Annotated in this window: 16 protein-coding genes; 7 read left to right on the top strand and 9 right to left on the bottom strand. The window is 48.1% G+C overall.

Translation table 11 applies throughout. The features are described from left to right. Window positions 1-251: 251 nt before the first annotated feature. The 7 genes from NC980_RS13035 to bioF are packed head-to-tail and all read left to right on the top strand — an operon-like array spanning window position 252 to window position 4,704. Window positions 252-1,424, top strand: coding sequence for a pyridoxal phosphate-dependent aminotransferase (locus NC980_RS13035; protein WP_190376974.1), 1,173 nt, complete (start codon window positions 252-254; stop codon window positions 1,422-1,424). Window positions 1,425-1,439: 15 nt separating this feature from the next. Continuing rightward, window positions 1,440-1,679, top strand: a complete 240-nt coding sequence (locus NC980_RS13030) for a hypothetical protein (RefSeq protein ID WP_190376973.1) — start codon at window positions 1,440-1,442, stop codon at window positions 1,677-1,679. Next, entirely contained in the window at window positions 1,679-2,107 is a 429-nt protein-coding gene (locus NC980_RS13025) for a putative toxin-antitoxin system toxin component, PIN family (protein ID WP_190376972.1), read from the top strand. Before NC980_RS13030 ends, NC980_RS13025 begins: the two co-directional genes overlap by 1 nt. Continuing rightward, window positions 2,104-2,952, top strand: coding sequence for an alpha/beta fold hydrolase (locus NC980_RS13020; protein ID WP_190376971.1), 849 nt, complete (start codon window positions 2,104-2,106; stop codon window positions 2,950-2,952). The genes NC980_RS13025 and NC980_RS13020 overlap by 4 nt, the downstream gene beginning before the upstream one ends. A 35-nt stretch (window positions 2,953-2,987) precedes the next feature. After that, window positions 2,988-3,335, top strand: a complete 348-nt coding sequence (locus tag NC980_RS13015; protein ID WP_190376970.1) for a DUF1823 family protein — start codon at window positions 2,988-2,990, stop codon at window positions 3,333-3,335. A gap of 3 nt (window positions 3,336-3,338) precedes the next feature. After that, window positions 3,339-3,554 (top strand): hypothetical protein, encoded by a 216-nt coding sequence (locus NC980_RS13010; protein ID WP_190376969.1) that lies wholly within the window; start codon window positions 3,339-3,341, stop codon window positions 3,552-3,554. Further along, on the top strand, window positions 3,544-4,704 hold the full coding sequence (gene bioF, locus NC980_RS13005; protein WP_190376968.1) for an 8-amino-7-oxononanoate synthase: 1,161 nt from the start codon (window positions 3,544-3,546) through the stop codon (window positions 4,702-4,704). Before NC980_RS13010 ends, bioF begins: the two co-directional genes overlap by 11 nt. Here the strand turns inward: bioF and NC980_RS13000 are convergent. From NC980_RS13000 to NC980_RS12960, 9 genes are all read right to left on the bottom strand, one after another. Next, entirely contained in the window at window positions 4,671-6,143 is a 1,473-nt protein-coding gene (locus NC980_RS13000; protein ID WP_190376967.1) for a gluconokinase, read from the bottom strand. The two genes, bioF and NC980_RS13000, sit on opposite strands and share 34 nt — an antisense overlap. A 131-nt stretch (window positions 6,144-6,274) precedes the next feature. Then, complete coding sequence (locus tag NC980_RS12995) at window positions 6,275-8,341, bottom strand: ATP-binding protein (RefSeq protein WP_347272607.1); 2,067 nt, start codon at window positions 8,339-8,341, stop codon at window positions 6,275-6,277. A 31-nt stretch (window positions 8,342-8,372) separates the two neighbouring features. Further along, window positions 8,373-10,718 carry a DUF4157 domain-containing protein gene (locus tag NC980_RS12990; RefSeq protein ID WP_190376966.1) on the bottom strand — a complete coding sequence of 782 codons (2,346 nt, stop codon included), beginning with the start codon at window positions 10,716-10,718 and terminating at the stop codon, window positions 8,373-8,375. A 68-nt stretch (window positions 10,719-10,786) separates the two neighbouring features. Further along, complete coding sequence (locus NC980_RS12985) at window positions 10,787-11,005, bottom strand: hypothetical protein (RefSeq protein ID WP_190376965.1); 219 nt, start codon at window positions 11,003-11,005, stop codon at window positions 10,787-10,789. Between the two features lie 12 nt (window positions 11,006-11,017). After that, window positions 11,018-12,841 carry a tail fiber protein gene (locus NC980_RS12980; protein WP_190376964.1) on the bottom strand — a complete coding sequence of 608 codons (1,824 nt, stop codon included), beginning with the start codon at window positions 12,839-12,841 and terminating at the stop codon, window positions 11,018-11,020. Between the two features lie 15 nt (window positions 12,842-12,856). Next, window positions 12,857-13,474, bottom strand: coding sequence for a phage tail protein I (locus tag NC980_RS12975; protein ID WP_190376963.1), 618 nt, complete (start codon window positions 13,472-13,474; stop codon window positions 12,857-12,859). Further along, window positions 13,475-14,362 carry a baseplate J/gp47 family protein gene (locus tag NC980_RS12970; RefSeq protein ID WP_190376962.1) on the bottom strand — a complete coding sequence of 296 codons (888 nt, stop codon included), beginning with the start codon at window positions 14,360-14,362 and terminating at the stop codon, window positions 13,475-13,477. A 9-nt stretch (window positions 14,363-14,371) separates the two neighbouring features. Further along, window positions 14,372-18,325, bottom strand: a complete 3,954-nt coding sequence (locus tag NC980_RS12965; RefSeq protein WP_190376961.1) for a putative baseplate assembly protein — start codon at window positions 18,323-18,325, stop codon at window positions 14,372-14,374. A 5-nt stretch (window positions 18,326-18,330) separates the two neighbouring features. Next, entirely contained in the window at window positions 18,331-18,717 is a 387-nt protein-coding gene (locus NC980_RS12960) for a GPW/gp25 family protein (protein ID WP_190376960.1), read from the bottom strand. Between the last annotated feature and the right edge of the window lies 1 nt (window position 18,718).

The following is an 18,718-nucleotide window of genomic DNA, read 5'->3' as shown; positions in this document are numbered from 1 at the left end:
CTCCAAATTTAAGAAGCTTTCTAACCTTAAAAGTCCCCCACTTGTGGGGGATTTAGGGGGCTACCCGCAGATCCGAACGCAGCCAAGACTTGTATCGAACTCACGTAACATTAGAAGCAACCTGTGATTAACGGTCATTAAACTGAGGTTAAAGTTTGCGGCACAACGATCGAGGATCGCGTTAGAATCCTTTAGTTGCGTCCGGTTAAGACGCTTCCCTTCATCAGCCACCTTGATTCAAAACCGTTGATATGAAACTGGCAGCACGAGTAAGTCAGGTAACGCCTTCGCTCACCCTCGCAATTGACGCAAAAGCCAAAGCCATGAAGCGCGAGGGCATTGATGTATGCAGCTTTAGCGCAGGTGAACCCGACTTCGACACGCCAGAACACATCAAGCAAGCCGCAACTGATGCGCTCAAACAAGGAAAGACGCGCTACGGTCCGGCAGCAGGTGAACCGTTATTGCGAGAAGCGATCGTCCGCAAACTCCAGCGCGAAAATCAATTAACCTACAAGCCTGAAAACATCATTGTGACGAATGGCGGAAAGCATTCGCTCTACAACTTAATGATGGCAATGATTGATCCGGGGGATGAAGTGATCATTCCGGCTCCGTACTGGGTGAGCTATCCCGAAATGGTCAAGCTTGCGGGCGGAACGCCGATCGTGGTTAAAACCACCGCAGAAACTCAATTCAAAATCACTCCGGATCAATTACGAGAAGCAATCACGGATAAAACAAAGCTGTTTATTCTCAATTCGCCCTCGAATCCAACCGGAATGGTTTACACACCGAATGAAATTCGGGCGATCGCTCAAGTGATCGTTGAGAAAGATATCTATGTTGTTTCCGATGAAATTTACGAACGCCTGCTGTATGACGGTGCAGAACATTTAAGTATTGCCGCAGTGAGTCCGGAGGTATTCGATCGCGCCATCATTAGTCATGGATTTGCCAAAGCTTATTCGATGACCGGCTGGCGGGTTGGTTATCTTGTAGGCAATGTTGATTTAATCAAAGCGGCTAGTAAAATTCAGGGACATAGCACCTCAAATGTGTGTACCTTTGCTCAATATGGCGCGATCGCAGCCTATGAAGATCCGCGATCAAATGAATCAGTTGAACTAATGCGGCAGGCATTTGCAGAACGCAGACAAGCGATCGTCGATTTAGTCGCTGCAATTCCAGGATTAAGCTATATCAAACCCGATGGCGCATTCTATTTGATGATTGATATCAGCAAGTTTGGCATGAGTTCCCTAGAGTTTTGTGATGGCTTATTAACTGAGCAGAAAGTAGCGGTGATTCCTGGAATTGCCTTTGATGCGGATGATCATATTCGACTGTCTTACGCAACAGATATGGCAACGATTGAGAAGGGGATCGATCGTCTTGCAACGTTCGTGAAATCAAAGCTGTAATCTTGGAGGCGAGCAATGTTAAGGATCACGCTCACCAATGAACAAGTCATTCAACTGGTTAAGCAACTCTCAGCCGAACAGCAAGCTGAAGTCCTTCGCTTTCTACTGCTGCAACAATGGGGACAGTGGGAATCTTTATCGCGCTATGGTGCTGAGAAAGTAAGAGTCGTTGCTAAAGAGCGTGGGTATGATTGGGATGCGATGACCGAGCAAGAACGTGAAGTCTTGATTGATGAAATCGTTCACGAGAACTGATGCGATACGTTGCAGTCTTCGACACGAATATTTTGATTTCTGCTTTACTATCTTTAAACGGTACCCCGTTTCGATGTTTAGCGCTGGCAAAAATCGGACAGATTGAATCAGTCATGTGTCAAGAGATTTTAGATGAATTCTCGGAAAAACTGACTTTAAAGTTTAGATTTTCTGAAGAGGTCGCACGAACCGCAATCGAAGAAGTTCGTCAATTCTCCCGTCTAGTCGAAATCTCTGGAGCGTTGAGAGCCGTTTCAGATGACACAGACGATGACATGGTTGTCGAGTGTGCAGTGATTGGAAAGGCGACTCCTATTGTTACGGGTGACAAACATCTTTTGGCTCTAGGAAGTTATCAGAGTATTGCGATTGTGAAGGCGGCAGAGTTTATCGCATTGATTGAAAGTAATGAGATTATCGAGCCATGATCAAATTAGGTATCAACTTGCTTTTGAGAGGGCTGAAAAGCGCATTACTGATTTATGCGATCGTCTGTCTTGTCCTATTTTTTATTCAGACTCGATTTATCTTCATCCCAACGCGCACGATCTACAAAACACCTGCAATGCTCGGTTTATCGGCTGAAGAAGTGTGGATTCCGGTGAAGAATTGGTTAGGTCAAACCGAACGGATTCATGGCTGGTGGCTTCTGGGTAAAGATCCAAGCTTAGGAACGGTGCTTTATTTTCACGGCAACGGCGGCACATTAGGCGGCATCGATCAGATGGATCGACTTCATGATTTGGGTTTTTCGGTGCTGGTAATTAGCTATCGAGGATATGCAAAAAGTGAAGGCGGATTTCCCTCAGAATCGCAAGTTTACGCAGATGCTGAAGCAGCTTGGAACTATTTGACAAACGATCGCAAGATTCCACCGAATCAAATCACGATTTACGGATATTCGATCGGCGGTGCAGTTGCGATCGATCTTGCGACAAAACATCCCGATGCTAGGGCGCTGATTGTGCAAAGCTCATTCACCTCAATGAAGGATATGGCGCTGAGACAGAAGCATTTTCGCTTGTTTCCGTTGGAGCTAATCTTGACACAGCGATTTAACTCGATCGACAAAGTACGATCTCTAAAAGTACCTGTGCTGTATTTTCATGGCGATGCCGATAGCTTAGTGCCACCGTCGATGAGTCAGGCTTTATACGAGGCAACTCCGACTCGAAAGCAATTAATCTTTATTCGAGGCGCAGAACATAACGATGCAGAATTTAGCCTCGAAGATTTAGAAGCGATTCGGAAATTTGTGCAAATCGTTCGATAATGGTCGATCGTGAATAAATTCTCGAAGCAAGAACAATGCCTGATTTACCTCCGTTAAACTCCGATACGATTTGGGCGATTCTGAACGATACGATCGACGATACAACCGCAAATCGCTTAGTTTGTCACTATCTCGGTTACGATGACGGAACTGTTGCTCCAGAATGGTTAGAAACCTATCCTGAACCGCCGAACTTTATTGAAAGTCGTCCAGCGGTTGTGAAATTAACGCGATCGATTCCACCAGAAAATAAGCAGCTATTGAAAGAAAAGCTTGGATTTTCGGGATATACCGTCGATCAACTCGTGCCGCGAAAAACTCGACGTGCAACAATGGCGAACTGGTTGCTAAGTTATATGCAGCAGAATCAAATTGAGGTTTAAATCATGGGAATCGAACGCCGGATGTCGAGAACAATGTTTCTCCCTGCTGAAACAGTTCAATTGCGTCAAACTTGCTTTACACCCGGAAAAGTTTATCAACCGGGTCGATACATTGCAGGCGAACTTCCTGATGTTGCCTTTGAAATGGGTTTAGTCGATAAACTGCCCCCGGTGCGCGGTAAAAATGCAGAAATTCGAGAGCAACCGAATGAAGAATGATCCGTATGCTTGGATTGAACAATCGTTAAGGTCGATCGACCGCGCAAGTTGGCATCGATCGACTAAAACGATTGATCGTCCCAGTGCAGTCATTCAGATTGATCGCCGCGCTTATCTCAACTTTGCAAGTAATGACTATCTTGGACTCGCAACCGATCAGCGTTTAATTGATGCTGCAATTCAAGCTGTTGAACAATACGGAACAGGAAGCACCGGCTCAAGATTGCTCACGGGACATCGACCTTTACACCGAAAGCTAGAATCCGCGATCGCACAACTGAAACAAACCGAAGATGCGATCGTGTTTAGCTCTGGCTACTTAGCAAATTTAGGAACGATCGCAGCCTTAGTCGGCAAACGTGACTTAATTCTGTCTGATCAATACAATCATTCGAGCTTACGAAATGGTGCAATTGTGAGCGGTGCAACGATTTTGGAGTATCGGCACTGTGAAATGCAGGACTTACGCACCAAGCTCGAACAACAGCGATCGCACTTTCAAAAATGCCTGATTCTCACAGATACCGTATTCAGCATGGATGGCGATCTGTGTCCGTTGCCTGAAATTCTGGACTTAGCAGATCAGTTTGACTCAATGGTATTAGTCGATGAAGCTCATGCGACCGGAGTGATGGGCGCAACAGGTGCAGGATGTGTCGAGCATTTTGGTTGTACCGGACGGGCACTGGTGCAGATGGGAACCTTGAGCAAAGCATTAGGTAGCTTAGGTGGTTATGTAGCTGGTTCTGCATTACTGATTGATTTCCTTAGAAATCGTGCGCCAAGTTGGATTTACACAACAGGATTATCACCCGCTGATAGTGCTGCGGCTTTGTGCGCTATTCAGATCGTTCAACAAGAGCCAGAACGGCGATCGCAGCTTTGGCAAAATGTTACTTATCTCAAATCAAAGCTAGCAAACTTCGATCTGTTGCCTTCGGAATCCCCGATTCTCTGTTGGCAATTACCCGATGTTCAAACGGCTCTAAAAACCGCACAAGCATTACAAAATCAGAGCATCTTTGCACCCGCGATTCGACCGCCGACTGTTCCAACGAGCCGAATTCGCATGACGGTCATGGCAACTCATACCACAGAGCATTTAGATTGCTTAGTTCATTGTCTCGAAAACTCTGATTCTAACTGTTGATAGAGCCTCCCATAGCGTTCAAATTGCTTGTGATACTGCTCAGATAGCTGTAAGTTTGGAGAATGTCGATCGCGAATCCGAATCATTGATCGTCCTTCCTCTAGCTGATCAATCTGATTAATCGCATACATCGCTAAAACAACTGCTCCAAATCCACTCGCTTCATAGACTTCGGGCACAAGCACTTCGATCCCAAACACATCAGCCATCATTTGCCGCCAAAGGTACGATCGTGCAAATCCCCCGGATGCCAGAATCGTTTGACTCGTTCCAGTCAGTTCACTCAGCACAGTGTTAATGCTATAAGCAGCAAACAAAACACCTTCTAAGACAGCGCGAACAAAGTGCGATCGCTGATGCTGTAAAGACATACCAAAGAACACTCCTTGCGCCTCTGCATTCCAATAGGGCGCACGTTCACCAGAAAGAAATGGTAAAAATAACAATCCCTCTGCACCCGCCGAAACAGTCTTAGCCAGTTGAATCAGGGAATCATACGAATCTTGTTGTCCAAAGTTATCTCGAAACCACCTTAAAACAATACCCCCATTGTTAGAAGCACCCCCAATCAACCATTGTTTCTCAGTAATGGCATAGCAGAATGTTCTGGCTTGTGAATCGGTTAAAGGCTCAGACACTACTTTTCGGACTGCGCTACTGGTGCCGATCGTGATTGCTAACTGATTCGATGTAATTGCCCCAACTCCAATATTGGCTAACGCTCCATCACTCGCACCCACTACAACTGGAACATTCGGATCAAGTCCCATTAGTTCTGCATAGTGTGGTTTCATGCCTTGCAGAATGTGCGTCGTTGGAACTAATTCACTCAGTTGATCAGTGCGAATTTGTGCAAGTGCTAGAACATCTTTATCCCAAGTCAAAGTTCTGAGGTTAAACAATCCGGTTGCAGAGGCGATCGAGTAATCTACTACATATCGATCGAACCACTGATACAGAACATACTCTTTAATCGAGATGAACTTTGCAGCCTTGTTAAATCGCTCTAAATCGCACTCCCGCATCCAAAGCAATTTTGTGAGCGGTGACATCGGATGCAGAGGGGTTCCGGTGTTTTGATAAATCCAGTTTTCTTGTTGCTTCAAGGCTTCTGCTTGCCTCACACTCCGACTATCTGCCCAAGTAATACTCTGGCTCAAAGCAGAATGATCTGCACCCATGACAATCAAGCTGTGCATTGCAGAACCACATCCAACCGCAGCAACATCTCGACTTGATAACTGTGCCTGCTGTACGGCTACTTGTACCGATCGCAAAACAGCCTCAAAAATTACGTTTGGATCTTGCTCTGCAAATCGGGGCTGGGCAGAAAGTAAGGGATATTCCTGACTAGCAATACTTTTAACTTCACCTGTCGACGAAACGACGATCGCTTTTGTACTGGTTGTCCCAATATCAATGCCAATAAAGTGCTTCATATCGCTTTGCCAAAACACCAAAAACCCTGCCTTGAGAATAAATCAAAGCAGGGTGAATACGTATCCATTTTAAGGGTTGACCATTGGTTCCCTGAATAGGCGGTGGTTGCAAGTTCTCAGACTTGATGATCTTAGTGCCAGTCATCTATCAATAACTTCCCCATCTTTTGGTACTCGCGCTGAGTCGCCCGAATTAAATGCGTCATCGTAATCACACCACCCTCACTCGCCGCTAGAAATGCGGCAGCTAGAGCAATATTGCGAATATTGGCACCGCTAATTTCAAATCGCCGTGCCATCGCAGATAGATCGACATCGGGACTACGCGGGGTCGCGGCTGGAAAAATTCGCTCCCAGATGCACAAGCGATCGTGCTCATTCGGCAGGGGAAAATCGATCATAAATCGCAATCGCCGCACAAAGGCATCATCCAGACTGCTGCGTAAATTCGTCGTGAGGATAGCAATGCCTTCATACTCTTCCATCTTTTGCAACAGATAGCCAATTTCAATGTTGGCATAGCGATCGTGGGAATCCTGCACCTCCGATCGTTTGCCAAACAGGGCATCGGCTTCGTCAAACAACAAAATTGCATTGGAGTTGGCGGCGGCGGTAAAGATGCGATCGAGGTTCTTTTCGGTTTCGCCAATGTACTTACTAATGATTTGCGAGAGGTCAATCTTGTAGAGGTCAAGTTGCAACTCACGAGCAATCACTTCTGCTCCCATCGTTTTCCCCGTTCCTGGTAAACCTGAAAACAGTACATTCAAGCCTTTTCCGAGGGACAATCGGTTGCCAAATCCCCAGTCTCCATACACCACATGCTGATAGGTGGCTTGGTTGCACAACTCCTTCAACTGCGCTAATGGATCGGCGGGCAGAATAATGTCGTCCCAACCATAGATTGGCTCAATTTTGCGTGCCAAGGTACTCAAGCCTTGTCCCGCCTGAGCGCGAGCAGCCATAAACAGATCTAGAGGTTGAGGGTTGAGCATCGCCGTTTGAACCGCAGTTGAAACCGCATCGGCAATTTGTACCGAAGTCAGGCGAAACCGATCTGCCAAGGCATCAAGTTCATGCGGGTCGAGGGAAATTCCGGCGGCATTGAGGTGCTGCTGCCAGTTCTGCCGACGTTGCCCAAAGTTGGGCATTGGGAAGGCAAGCGTGACGATGCCCAGTGGTTCGGGGGATTGTGATTTCCAGGCCTGTTCTCCAGCCAGAATGGTGATTCCCTGATGCGCTGCCAGTATCCGTAACAAGAAGGCGTGAGAAACCCTGTACTCTTCGGTTTGTAGAGCATCCAGTCCATCTAGATAAAGCAGAGCACCTTGAAATTGGGCTTCTCGCAACACCCGTTTTAGTGTTGGCTCCAGTCCTACTTTGGTCTGAATCAGGTGAGGCAAGTCAACGATTAACAAAGGAGTCGCGACCGCACTCGCTAATCGAACGGCGACCTGCTGCTGACTGGGGCGATCGCGTCCCTGAAAATAAAGCCGCAACGGGGATGGCTGCTTCAGGCGGTTCAAAATCGATTGAATGTTCACAGGTAAGGGTGGCTCATCCAGTGCGACCCGCGGCTCAATCAACTGACAGAAGGGAGTAAGTTGCTGATCCAATCCAGGTTGATGCAGCAGAAATCGGATCACCTGATCATCAAGATGCAGTTCGCGTCCAAGCAATGTTGAATTGGGCTGATTGGCATCGGGAATGAGGTGCATCAATCCAGATTGAATTAGTGGTGCATCCGCTGCAAAGCGCACCCGCTGCCTGAACTTATCTACCACAGAAGCACACAGCAAGTTGAGGGCTAAATCTACACTGGGACGTTTGCAACGGATATCGTCCTGTAGGTAGGCGTAGAGCCGATCGTAGCGTCGATCTAATTCGGGCGCGATCGCGATCGCCACTAATTCCAGATCAAAATCAGATAACCCAAAGGTGTGCTGTAACGTTGCCAAGCGCGACCCAGGTGTTACTAAATCAGGTGGAAAGTCTGAAGATAAATCTGGAGGAAACAAGGGCGTGCCGGACTTCCGAGCGAGGAGCCGTTCGGCTTCTGTAGAATCGATATGCAATCCCCGGTAAGGATCGTCCTCAGTGCTAAATTCAGACTCAGCGATCGCGACAGCTTGGGCTAGCCGTGCGTCTAAACGTTGCAAGAGCGGCAACAATCCATGTAGATTCTCAAGAGCAATCACATTAAGTCTTTTTCCTATTCCAATCGTTTAGCTAAACATCTTCCTGCTTCATCATTTCGTTAGTAAATTTATCTTTAGATTGCAGACGCTTCTGGAACAGCTTCTTCAAAAGTTTTTCTGCATCGGCTTCGTTATCCACATCTAATTCCACTCCCTGCATCAGATTGATGTACCAGTTGATAATCGTTTTGAGTTCCTTGTACTGCACAGTATTCAAGTCTTCCGTCTGACTCGGAATGGGGACTGTAGGAGAACCAAGCGACAGAGACGCGGAAGGAGACATCGACCATTTTCCAGCCCACAAACTGACAAATGGTTTGTCCTTAAATTGAGGGGCGTAGGCTGAAATGGCGCTAAACATTTTGCTCCAGCGGTTTTTCTTGTCCACAGAAGCGTTAGTTTTTCTCTGCTTATACTGCTCACGGTTTTCTCGTGGATGCAAGTGTGACCCCAGGATCTTGTCCCAGCTATATTGCTTGTTGTTACCGTAGGTAATGTTATTTTCAACTAAGTCGAGTAGCATCAAGCCAACGCCATAGGAGCGGGGATTCCGAGCCGTTTCGGCTCCCAACATAGCTAGTGCTGCTTCCTGTTCATGGGCATCAACCCCAGTTAAGTCGCCTTTGATGACTTTTCGGATGTTTTCGGCTCGGTTTGCAGCCGTTTTACCCTTCGCGAGCTCGTTTCCCATGTCGTTATATCGGGTTGCTTTTGCTGCTCCCTGCGGTTTGACCCATAATTTATCTTCCACATCGTAGGCTTTGCTTCCCAGGTTCAATTTACCGATTAATGGATAAAACCCGCTGGCCTTGTTAGCCTTGCCATATTGCCACGAGGGAACATTAGTTTGTGCCCATTGGTCTTTCCAAGCAAGCTGTGCCCATTTATCTAGCCAATTGTTAGCATTGAACGTAATATTTTCTGGCCTGCGAGTTTTGTCGATCGCCGTTGCAGGGGTTTTACGAGAATCGTAAAATTGGCTTAATTCAACTCGGGTGACTTCGTTAAACCATTTCAGCACCTTATGTCCGTCGATCGTCATATTTTTGTTAATCTTCAAACCAGGATTCTTAACATTCTTCTTAGCTTGCTTTTGGTCCCTCAGCAGCTTGGCTCGTTCGTCTTTTAGAAAAGTATAGGGAGCGGCGTTTCCGGGTTGACCCAATACTTTCTTAGTGATCAAACTCTTTTCGAGCAGCTTTCTTTCTTTAGGATCGATCGCAATTTTTCCACCCTTGCCTTCTGTAGCTTCGTCGGTTGCTCTCTTGCCTGCAGTGATTAACAATTGTTCCATAAGCTCATCTCGATGATTTTGCTGATCAACTGCTCCAATTCCTTTCGATAGATTCTTGTAGCTTTCAATATATAGCTTCAACCAATTGGCGGCTTCTTTATGACCACCTTGCTGAATAATTTTCATTACGGTTGCTTCTAGCTCTTCAGCATCCGAAGTCTTTTGATTTTCTTGAACAGAGGGGTTTGCAAGTTCGTTAATCTCTTGGATTAACCTGGCAATCTCTCCTTTTTGCCAGATTAGAAAAACAACACTCCACCTATCTTTCGGTGTCTTCTTGTAAGCTTCAATGTAGGCAATGATTTTGTCTAAGATCTGTGGGTCTTTGATTTTTTCGATTTGGTCATAGAAGTTAATACTATTTGTATCAATATCTTGCTCCACTCCCACCTCATCTTTGGGAATCACCATGCGCTGGATCACAGGTTGGCTTGTGCTAATTGATGGCGCAGGTTTTGCCTGATCTGAGTCTGCGGTCGATCTTGGAGCAGCATGGGTGACTTGGTGAGCGATCGCATCCGCTGCTTGTTCTAATCTGGGATTGTCATTGATGGACAGACCGTCAATTTGTGTGGTGGGTTGAATCTGCTCCTGCGTTTGTTGCACCACATGGGCAAGCTCATGGGCAAGCAGTTGCCGTCCCTGTGGGTGATACGGCTCATAACGATTTTGGCGGAAAAAGATATCTCGCTGGCTGGTGAATGCAACTGCGCTCAAAGCTTGATTCAATTGGTTTGCTTTCTCATCGGTATGCACTCTCACATCCTTGAGATCGACATTTAATGCCTGTTCCATTGAGCATCGAACATCTTCTGCTAAAGGTTGTCCACTGCTGCTCCGGATCAACTCATGCGATAGTCCCCGAAACATCGATTTGCGTTGAATGGGGGTTGCACGAAGAGAATCGGCTGAAGCCACAGTGCCTCCAGCGTTGCTCAAAGCGTTAATTGCGCGATTTGCCGCCTGATTGCCCCGACTTGCTTGAAGCTGCATGACCGGATGATCAAGCGGTTTTTGGGAGGCGGCAGTCGCTTGAGCTGCTTGAGCTTGAGGTTGTTGAGGCTGGAGGGAGGACTTCATCATCTGTGTTTGACTCGGAGCGAAGGGACATCAACGATCGATGAGCTAGGTTTGAAGTTGGGCGTAAGAGATTAGGGGACGATCACAGGCGTTTCAATCTGCGAGTGGTTATCAGATTCAAGTGTAGAGTCTGTTTCTAAAACTTCTTCTAAAGCTTGAATCGCTCCATCAATTCGCAGCAAGGTTTCCCGAAGATTCAACTGCTTTGTTTCTAAGTCTGCCAGCATTCTTTGTCCAGTTTCATATTCATTTTTTAGTTGTTGTAAGCGTTGCTGCACTTTCTCTCTCATGATGTTCATTCCTTAAATTTTGATGATGAAGCAGAGAGCATAATACGGAGGTCTATTTTCGTGGGCTCGATATCCGCCAGCAGCGTTTGTTTGAACTTGATAGTTTGCGAAGACATTCACCTGTTGATCAGACCTTGCCATGCTGTGACTGGTCACACTTTCGAATCCTCCCCCTCCACTATCAAAATCTAATGAATGCGCGTGAATCGGCATCTGATCGATATCCAAGTTAACGGTATTTGCTCCGCCTATATCGCCCGTTGTATATTTTAGACCTGCTCCGACAATGAATCGATCTTGCAAATCAGGGGTTCTGCTCTGACCATTATTGTAGGGCTGACCATTGCACAGTAACCATCCTGCTGGAATTGCGTTTGCGGCTCCTGACCACATGACGATCATCCCCGTTACAATCATGTTTTCGGCAAAGATTCTCACGTAGGCATCCGAGTTGAGATTGCCATTTTTGAAGTGAATGCCGTTCGTCTGTGCTTCAATGCGATGCCAAAAGCGTCCTCCGTGGTGGAATCGAATTGCGGGAAAGACTTCTGGAACCGTCACACTCGGATCTTCTTGGAATAGTTCCAGAAATAAGTGTTTTCCGCCCGTGGTTTCGGTACGGCTGCGGATTAGACGTAAATGTTCAGTCGTTGCAGCAACTGTCAACCTCGCAGTCGATGCCCCGGTTCCAATTCCGACTGTTCCGCCATTGTGCGCGATCGCGAAATTCCCCGTACTGCAATCTAACGCCAATCTTTGAGTCCAATTTGCGGTATTCGTGCTGGCGGTGGCATACACTTCAAAGCGGGGTCTTTCTCCTGTATCGTCCATTTCTAAAGTCACGGCTGTGCGAGCGCGATCGGGGAACACCCAATTACTGTTATTTGCATTGCGGTGAGCATTGTAGGACAAACTACTACCACCCGCATTGCCGCTCAGGTACAAATAGTTTTGTCGAATTCCAGTCGTGCCGCTCACATGCAATCGATTCGTGGCTTCATTACTGCCAATGCCAACATTTGCGCCGCTAGGATTAATGAGCAATGCTCCACCTCCCGTATTCTCAACCACAGAACTATTGCCACCCGCACTGAGAGGGCGTACCACTAGATTGGAACCAATGTGCTCAAGTTTGAGGCTAGATTCTGTGGAAGCACTCGCTAATTTGACTTCTAGCTTGGCATTGGGGCTGGTTGTGCCGATACCGACTTGATCGGTGACGTTTAAGCTGCCGCTCAGGGTTGCCCAACTTCTGCCTGCCATGCCGCGCGATCGTAAGTTCAAATTGGCGCCATCGGCAGTGGGAAGCTTGATGCCTGCATATTGCCGCACGGTTTGATCGCCATCGTGGGTGACATTACCATCGCCATTGAGGTTTAACCTTGCCAGTCGAATGGCGTTTTCCGGCGGCGATTCATCTGTTTTCTGCACTGTAATCGCCGGGTCTTCGTGCCAGCGCCGATTTGATTCTCCGCCTTCTTGAGCCAAATCGGATGCCACTTCTCGATAGGCAATGAACACGTCGATCGCTTGATTGCGAAACTCTTTGAGCGGCAAATCTTTGATGCTGCCAAGGACAATTTGTTGCCCTTTGGGGTCGATCGCAGTTCCAGGTCGGACAATGGCGCGATCGACATCATCTCGCGATTGCTGACTGCCTGGATCGACCGTTAAACCCTCGACAATTCCAGGACTGTGCAGAAACCGCAGGGGGCGACGTTGGCGATCGAGATGGTACTTTTGCTCATCGACAAAATCTTGGTCTTTTAAGAATTGTCCATCAAAATAGCGGACTCGTTTTTCGATCGGATCGTATTGCCTGTAATCTGCTGCCATAAAGTTCTCCTGGCGTTACTGCCCTAGCTGGCTGGTGCCTAAAATTGTGTTTTCGCCCACGATTAAGCCAACGCGGGGGTCATTTCTCAATTGCATAGTAGGAATGACAATTTGTAAGGCATAAAACGTGTGGGCAGGCTTCTCTTGGTCGATGATGCTGCGAGCAATTTGCTGTTTGCGGCGGAGTAACCCGCGATCGTTCGCGCTCAGGGTCATCTTGACCTGAAAATAGTGTGTTATGTGCTCAAATTCTTCGATTTCGACTTCTTCATTCGTATAGAGTTTGAGCAATTTTTCTAAGCCTGCTTTCGTTCCCCGTTGGCGATAGAGCGGCACAATCTGGCTAATAAAGCGCCGTTTGACCTCTTCCTCCCAATCTTCTCGCAACGTTAGGGCGACCCAATTCGCGAGCCAAGGGAGAAAGGCTTCTGGGGCTTGCTGGGGATCGAAATAGGTATGAATGCGATCGATCCATTCTTCTAATCCAGGTTGTTGAGAGATCGGATCTTCCGGGTCGGGCGGAAACAGTCCACTCAAAACCCGCTCAAACGCTAGCAGAAAGCGTTGAATAAACGGATCGGTTTGGACGATCGCAGGTAAGTATTGCTCATAGCTACTGGTGCGCTCGATCATCTATGCCTCTTGAATTGTCAAGCTATTGGGAGTGAGTGAGATCGCCACAAGCTGATGCTGCTGGAGCGGAACCTCGGTCAGCGCGCGATCGTTTTGAAGCGTTACGTTAGGGACATAATCGACTCCCGGAATTTGATCAAAGAGTTGATAGGCTTCCGAAAGATAAACGCTACGACCAAACTCCCAACGCAACGGATGAAAGAACGCTTGCAGCGCTGCGATCGCTCTTTGACGCAGTGTGTCCGCCTGAATGCCACGTTCTAGGCGTAGTTGAGCCGTGATTTGTACGGGAACGTAATCGGGCGCAATGATGTGGTGGCGAGTGGTGAGTAGGCGGCGCGGGTCGAGCCATTTCCAGAGTGCGGCTCGTAGTGCTAGGGTCGGCTGAGGTTGTAACTCCGTCTCGGGGGCATCGGGAATTACCACGATCGTGATATTTCCGGGGGCAACATCATTAGAAATGGCTACATTGCGCTCTGGTAAACATTTCACTCGTCGCACAATCCCCTGCTTGCCCAATGCCTGAGCGGTTGGGGTGGTGTGCCAGTCTTCTAAAATTAAGTGTTCAAAGTCGTCTGCGCTGGCGGCTCGGTGACGTTCCCGCAGCGATAAGATAGTTTCTCGAATTGCGGTTTCTAATTCGGTTGGCGGAATGGAGTCTGCGCCATTTAAGAGTTTTAAAAAGGTTTCGTAATTTTTATTGGGAATTTGATTGACGCGATAGAGCACCATTTCGGTTAGCCAAGCGAGCAATTCCATCAGAATGATTCCGGTATCGCTGGGGTTGTGATCCGTCCATTCTGGAAATTCGCTAGGGATGAACGATCTCATCTCTGCGACAAGGTCAGCGTAGGTGCGATCGTCTAGGTTGGGAAGCGGTAGAGGCATAGGATTAGATTAAGGAAGAATGATTTGGTGATTGCCGGAATAGATGAGAAAGCGATCGAGCCGATCGGCAGGTAAAGGCGTAATGGTTGGGTCATCTCCGAGAGAGGGAATGCTTCCGAGAGAGGGAATGCTGACGATACTTAGACTGGTAACGTGGTCAACTTCTGGAATGGATTCGAGCACAGCATACAAGTCAGAAGGAAACGGACGGCGACCGAAAGACCAACCTTGTCCGCTAGAACCTCCCGTTAGAGGATGGAGGAACCGAGTCAATGCCGCAGTTGCAGCCGTTCTAGCGGCATCCGCAACTTCTAGGGAAACCGGAACGACGGCTGCCCGAACCGTGACTTCTACCCAATCAGGCTCTGTGACTTGAAGATCGAGCGTGGGAGAGGCGCGATCGCGTAAGTATTGTTCAACCTGATTGATCAACATCAAGCTCGGCGTTGGCTGTGCGGCAGCACTTTGAGGCACAATCATTAACTCGACTTTGCCTGCATCTGTAATCTCACGATTTGCACTACTCGCAGGTGCTTCCAGGCCGTGGTTTTGCGAACCATTGGGCGTTGTAATGGTTAGCGTCCCTTGCATATTGTTATCATTTCGATTCACAACAGTGATTTTCCAAGCAGTTCCTAGCTCGAAGAATTCCGGCGTGACAGTGAACGTCAGTCTGTCTCGATTCGATCGAATGATTTGCTGAGCATAAGCATTCGATTGGGCTGGGCCGTAGAGCTTCACTTCTAAATCCAAATTGGCGGCGCGACTCGCATCGACAGCAACGCTCACTTGAATCTCTCCAGCTTGATCTAAGCGAATTGGGTAGGACGGAAACCATTGCAGCGTAATCGGATCAAAGCGGGGTGTGATTGCTTTTGCCCGTGCCACCGCAGGAGAAGCAACCAATGCTAAATCTTCTAAGTCTTCGGCAGTCACAGCGCGATCGCGGTGGCGCAAAAATTTGGCACCCCGCGCTTTGACTCGCCCGATCGCTTCCGATTCTGCACCGCCTCCCGCAGGCTCTAAGTTAGTGACGCGATCGACGGAAGGGATCGTTGTCTTGAGTTGCGTAATGGTTTCTACCGCTTGATTTCCTTGCGTTCCTCCACCTGTGCGATAGTGCAATCGCAGATTATTACTCCCCGCAGGCGGAATTCTGCCCCGCTGCCCATCGCCAAACCGGATTGTGCCCGTGAGCCGATCCAAGGTGTAGTGTCGATCGGAGGCGCTAGAGCCATAGAAATCGGAGACTTCCTGCCATGGCACTGTCTCAGATTCTTCGATGACTTCGAGCGTTTGTCCCTCTAGAACTGGAGTCTGGATCGGGCGAAAACTTTGATTCGGATTGCCCGTACTGGAGCCGAGAATTTCATCGGTTCGCGTTGTGGTTTGGCTTGCCCACATCGTATTCGTGAGCAGACGACGCAGACGCGGCAGTACTCGAAAACTTCCCGTTTCCCAACGACATCGCAGCCAGTACAACGATTGCCCAAACTCCCGCCGTGCGGCAAAATCATTCGGTGCAATCAAGCGAATTAAGCCGCGATCGCTAAACAGTTCTGTCTCGTCTTGCACGTCCAAACGTGCCCAACCTGTGGGCGTTGTACACTCCCAAACGAGTTGTACCAGAGTTTCGGGACGCGGATTGTTTGTAATCTCTCCAGGCGTTGGGGGATCGACTTGGAAGTAGAGTGCGATCGTGCGATTTGGCAAAGGTCGATCGAAGCCTAAATACAATGTGGGGCGAGTATCCTCAATAGGTAGGAAAGGCTGGAAATCCCGGATTACCGGGGTGTGTAACGCATGAGCCTGAGTCAGTGGAGAGTCGAGGGTTACGATCTTAGTTGTGGGATCGACCTTAGTAATTCTATGCGCTTCAAGATTCCTATCGATGATGCGGATATGATCGCCGACAATCCAACCCTCAACACTTTCTAGCTTTAAGGTTTTCTCGCCCGATTTGCGTTCTTGAATCAGTTTTGTGGTGCGATCGATAGCAAAAGGATCAGTGAGGGTCAGGCGATCGTAAACCCGAACCGCAGAAGCAGCGATCGGTGCAGCATTATATTGATATCTCAGTTTTAAGGATGCTAGAGATGGTGGCTTAAAGGTTGCATTAATCAGTTCATAGGCTGGAGGATTGCTATTCTCAATTCTTTTAGAGAAGGCAGCAACACCGTAATCTCCCTTGATAATGCGAGCACGAACCCAATAGTTTTGTTCGCCGTTGATAGTTGTTTGGGCGATCGTTCGCCGTAGCGCTAAAGTAAATTCATTTGGATTATCAGTACCGAAAGCAGCAGGAATGTTATTTCTAGCCGTGATGATACGTTCCCAAGTTTGTCCGTTCCAACTTTCCCAAGACAACTCGATATCATCGTTTTTAACGGTCTTACCTTCAGTCAGATCAATCGTTACCTTGATATCTGTATCTGTGCCTGCTTTTGCAAAGGCATCTTGACTCGCAATATAGAAGGTGTCATTGAAGCGGGGCTGTTCCCCAAACGGATAGAAATCTTTGCTTAAATCAATCGGTGCAGTGTTGAAAAAACAACGATCGGGCTGAATATCACTGCGACTCATTGTCACCTGCACTTGGATTTGCTCGATGTGTAGGCGTGATGGTTGTCCCGGCGCTAATGGATTAAATGGTGTATTCAGTTGACCTTGTAACCAACCTGCGGGAACTTCGCTGTTGCCTCTGGCGATCGTGCCTTCTAGCGAATGCGGCTTGAGGGCAGGCAAATTCGTTAGCGTCACTTGCCATTTGCCCCTCACGACTTCAGAGGTTGCGGGAGTGATCTGCCAATCAGTTCCATTCCAATAAGACCAAGTGATGGCTAGATTTTTGAGTGGCTCTGCGGTGGGAGAATCGACGATCAGCGTTGCGGTTTTAGTCCCCGGAAGCGTCAATAGCTCATCGCAAGCAACATATAAACTGCGTTCGATCGCTTGTTCCCCCACAAACGCCGGAAACGCTGCATTGATTTCTCCGAGAGCAGAAGCGGTACGATCGCTATATCGGTTGGGCTTAGGCTCATGCACAAACACTGCTTTTAGCTGCGCAATCGTGGCTAACAAACTATGCTCGGTCTCAAACACCACTTCCTCTGGTTCTGCGGGTGCTGCTATAGGAGTCTGGGCAGGCACCAAAACATCGGTCGTAGTTCCCTCTGCTAAATAGAACGTTAATGGCACCCGAGCCGCCTGGGGTGGCAGAACTTGCGCCCCAATCAAATCGAGAAACGCGAGAAAGTTTTTCTCAGGCACCTGATTCAAGCGATCGCGCACCAATACCGCCATCCGGCTAAACAGGCGAATCATTGCCCAGCCTGCATCCGGTATAACTTTTACATTGATGCGGCTCAGGTTTTGTTGAACAATTCGCTCCGCCAAGGGCAAATCGATCCGAGTGCCCCTTAGCGCGATCGGTTGATTCCGATTGGCAGGATTAGCAATATCTTGATTGAGCACTTGTCCAAATAGCGATTCGATCGTCGGCTCGATGTCGATCGCCCCCGGTGACGATCGCACTTTCACCCAAGTCAATCCCTCAATTTGACTGATTCGTTCCGCTAAGGCTGTATCGATCGAGGTGCCGCGAGCGGCAATCAGTTCCGTTCCATCTGACACATCTTGATTCAGAATATGTCCAACCAGTGCAGAAAGGGTGGGGCGAACTTGACTGGTGCCGGGTGGGTACCAACCGCCTCTGACTTTGATGTGATCGCGGTTTTCCTGTTGAGCAAGCTGACTAATTTGTTGCGCGAGCGCTAACTCCAAAACAGTTCCCTGCGAAGCAATTCCCTTAATATCTTCGTCCAGGGTGCGATTCAGTAAGTTAGCGATCGTGGGTTCAATTTCACTCTGTAAATCGTGCGTGAAATACTCCGCTAACATTGCAACCTGGGCAACGATTTCGTCATAGGAACGAGAATCGATTTTCGGGGGCAACAGTGACATGGGGGCTACTCTAAATAGAACGGATAAACTAAATTAAAGCGATTGTTGGTGGTACGGACTCGGTAATGAATTTGAATCAGTAATTGACTCGACTGTTGTGGATCTGGAAACACATCGACTGCTTCTAAATCAATTCGAGGTTCCCAAGTAATCAGCGCATTGCTGACCGCGCTCATCACCTCGCCGATCGTTTCACCACTCATCGACGCAAACACGAATTCGTGAATGCCACAGCCAAAATCAGGACGCATCAATCGCTCACCCGGAGCCGTACTCAGAATCATCCAAATCGATTGGCGCACCGCAGCTTCTTCCTGCGCGAGGTCAACCTGTCCCTCCGCATTCAAACGGACTGGCGTTGTCCATCCAACTCCTAAAAAATCACCTGGCATG

Source organism: Leptolyngbya sp. AS-A5 (assembly GCF_039962495.1).
In the GTDB taxonomy this organism is placed as follows: Bacteria; Cyanobacteriota; Cyanobacteriia; order Leptolyngbyales; family Leptolyngbyaceae; genus Leptolyngbya.
The sequence above is the reverse complement of the archived record's forward strand: the minus strand, read 5'-3'. Positions and strand labels throughout refer to the sequence as shown.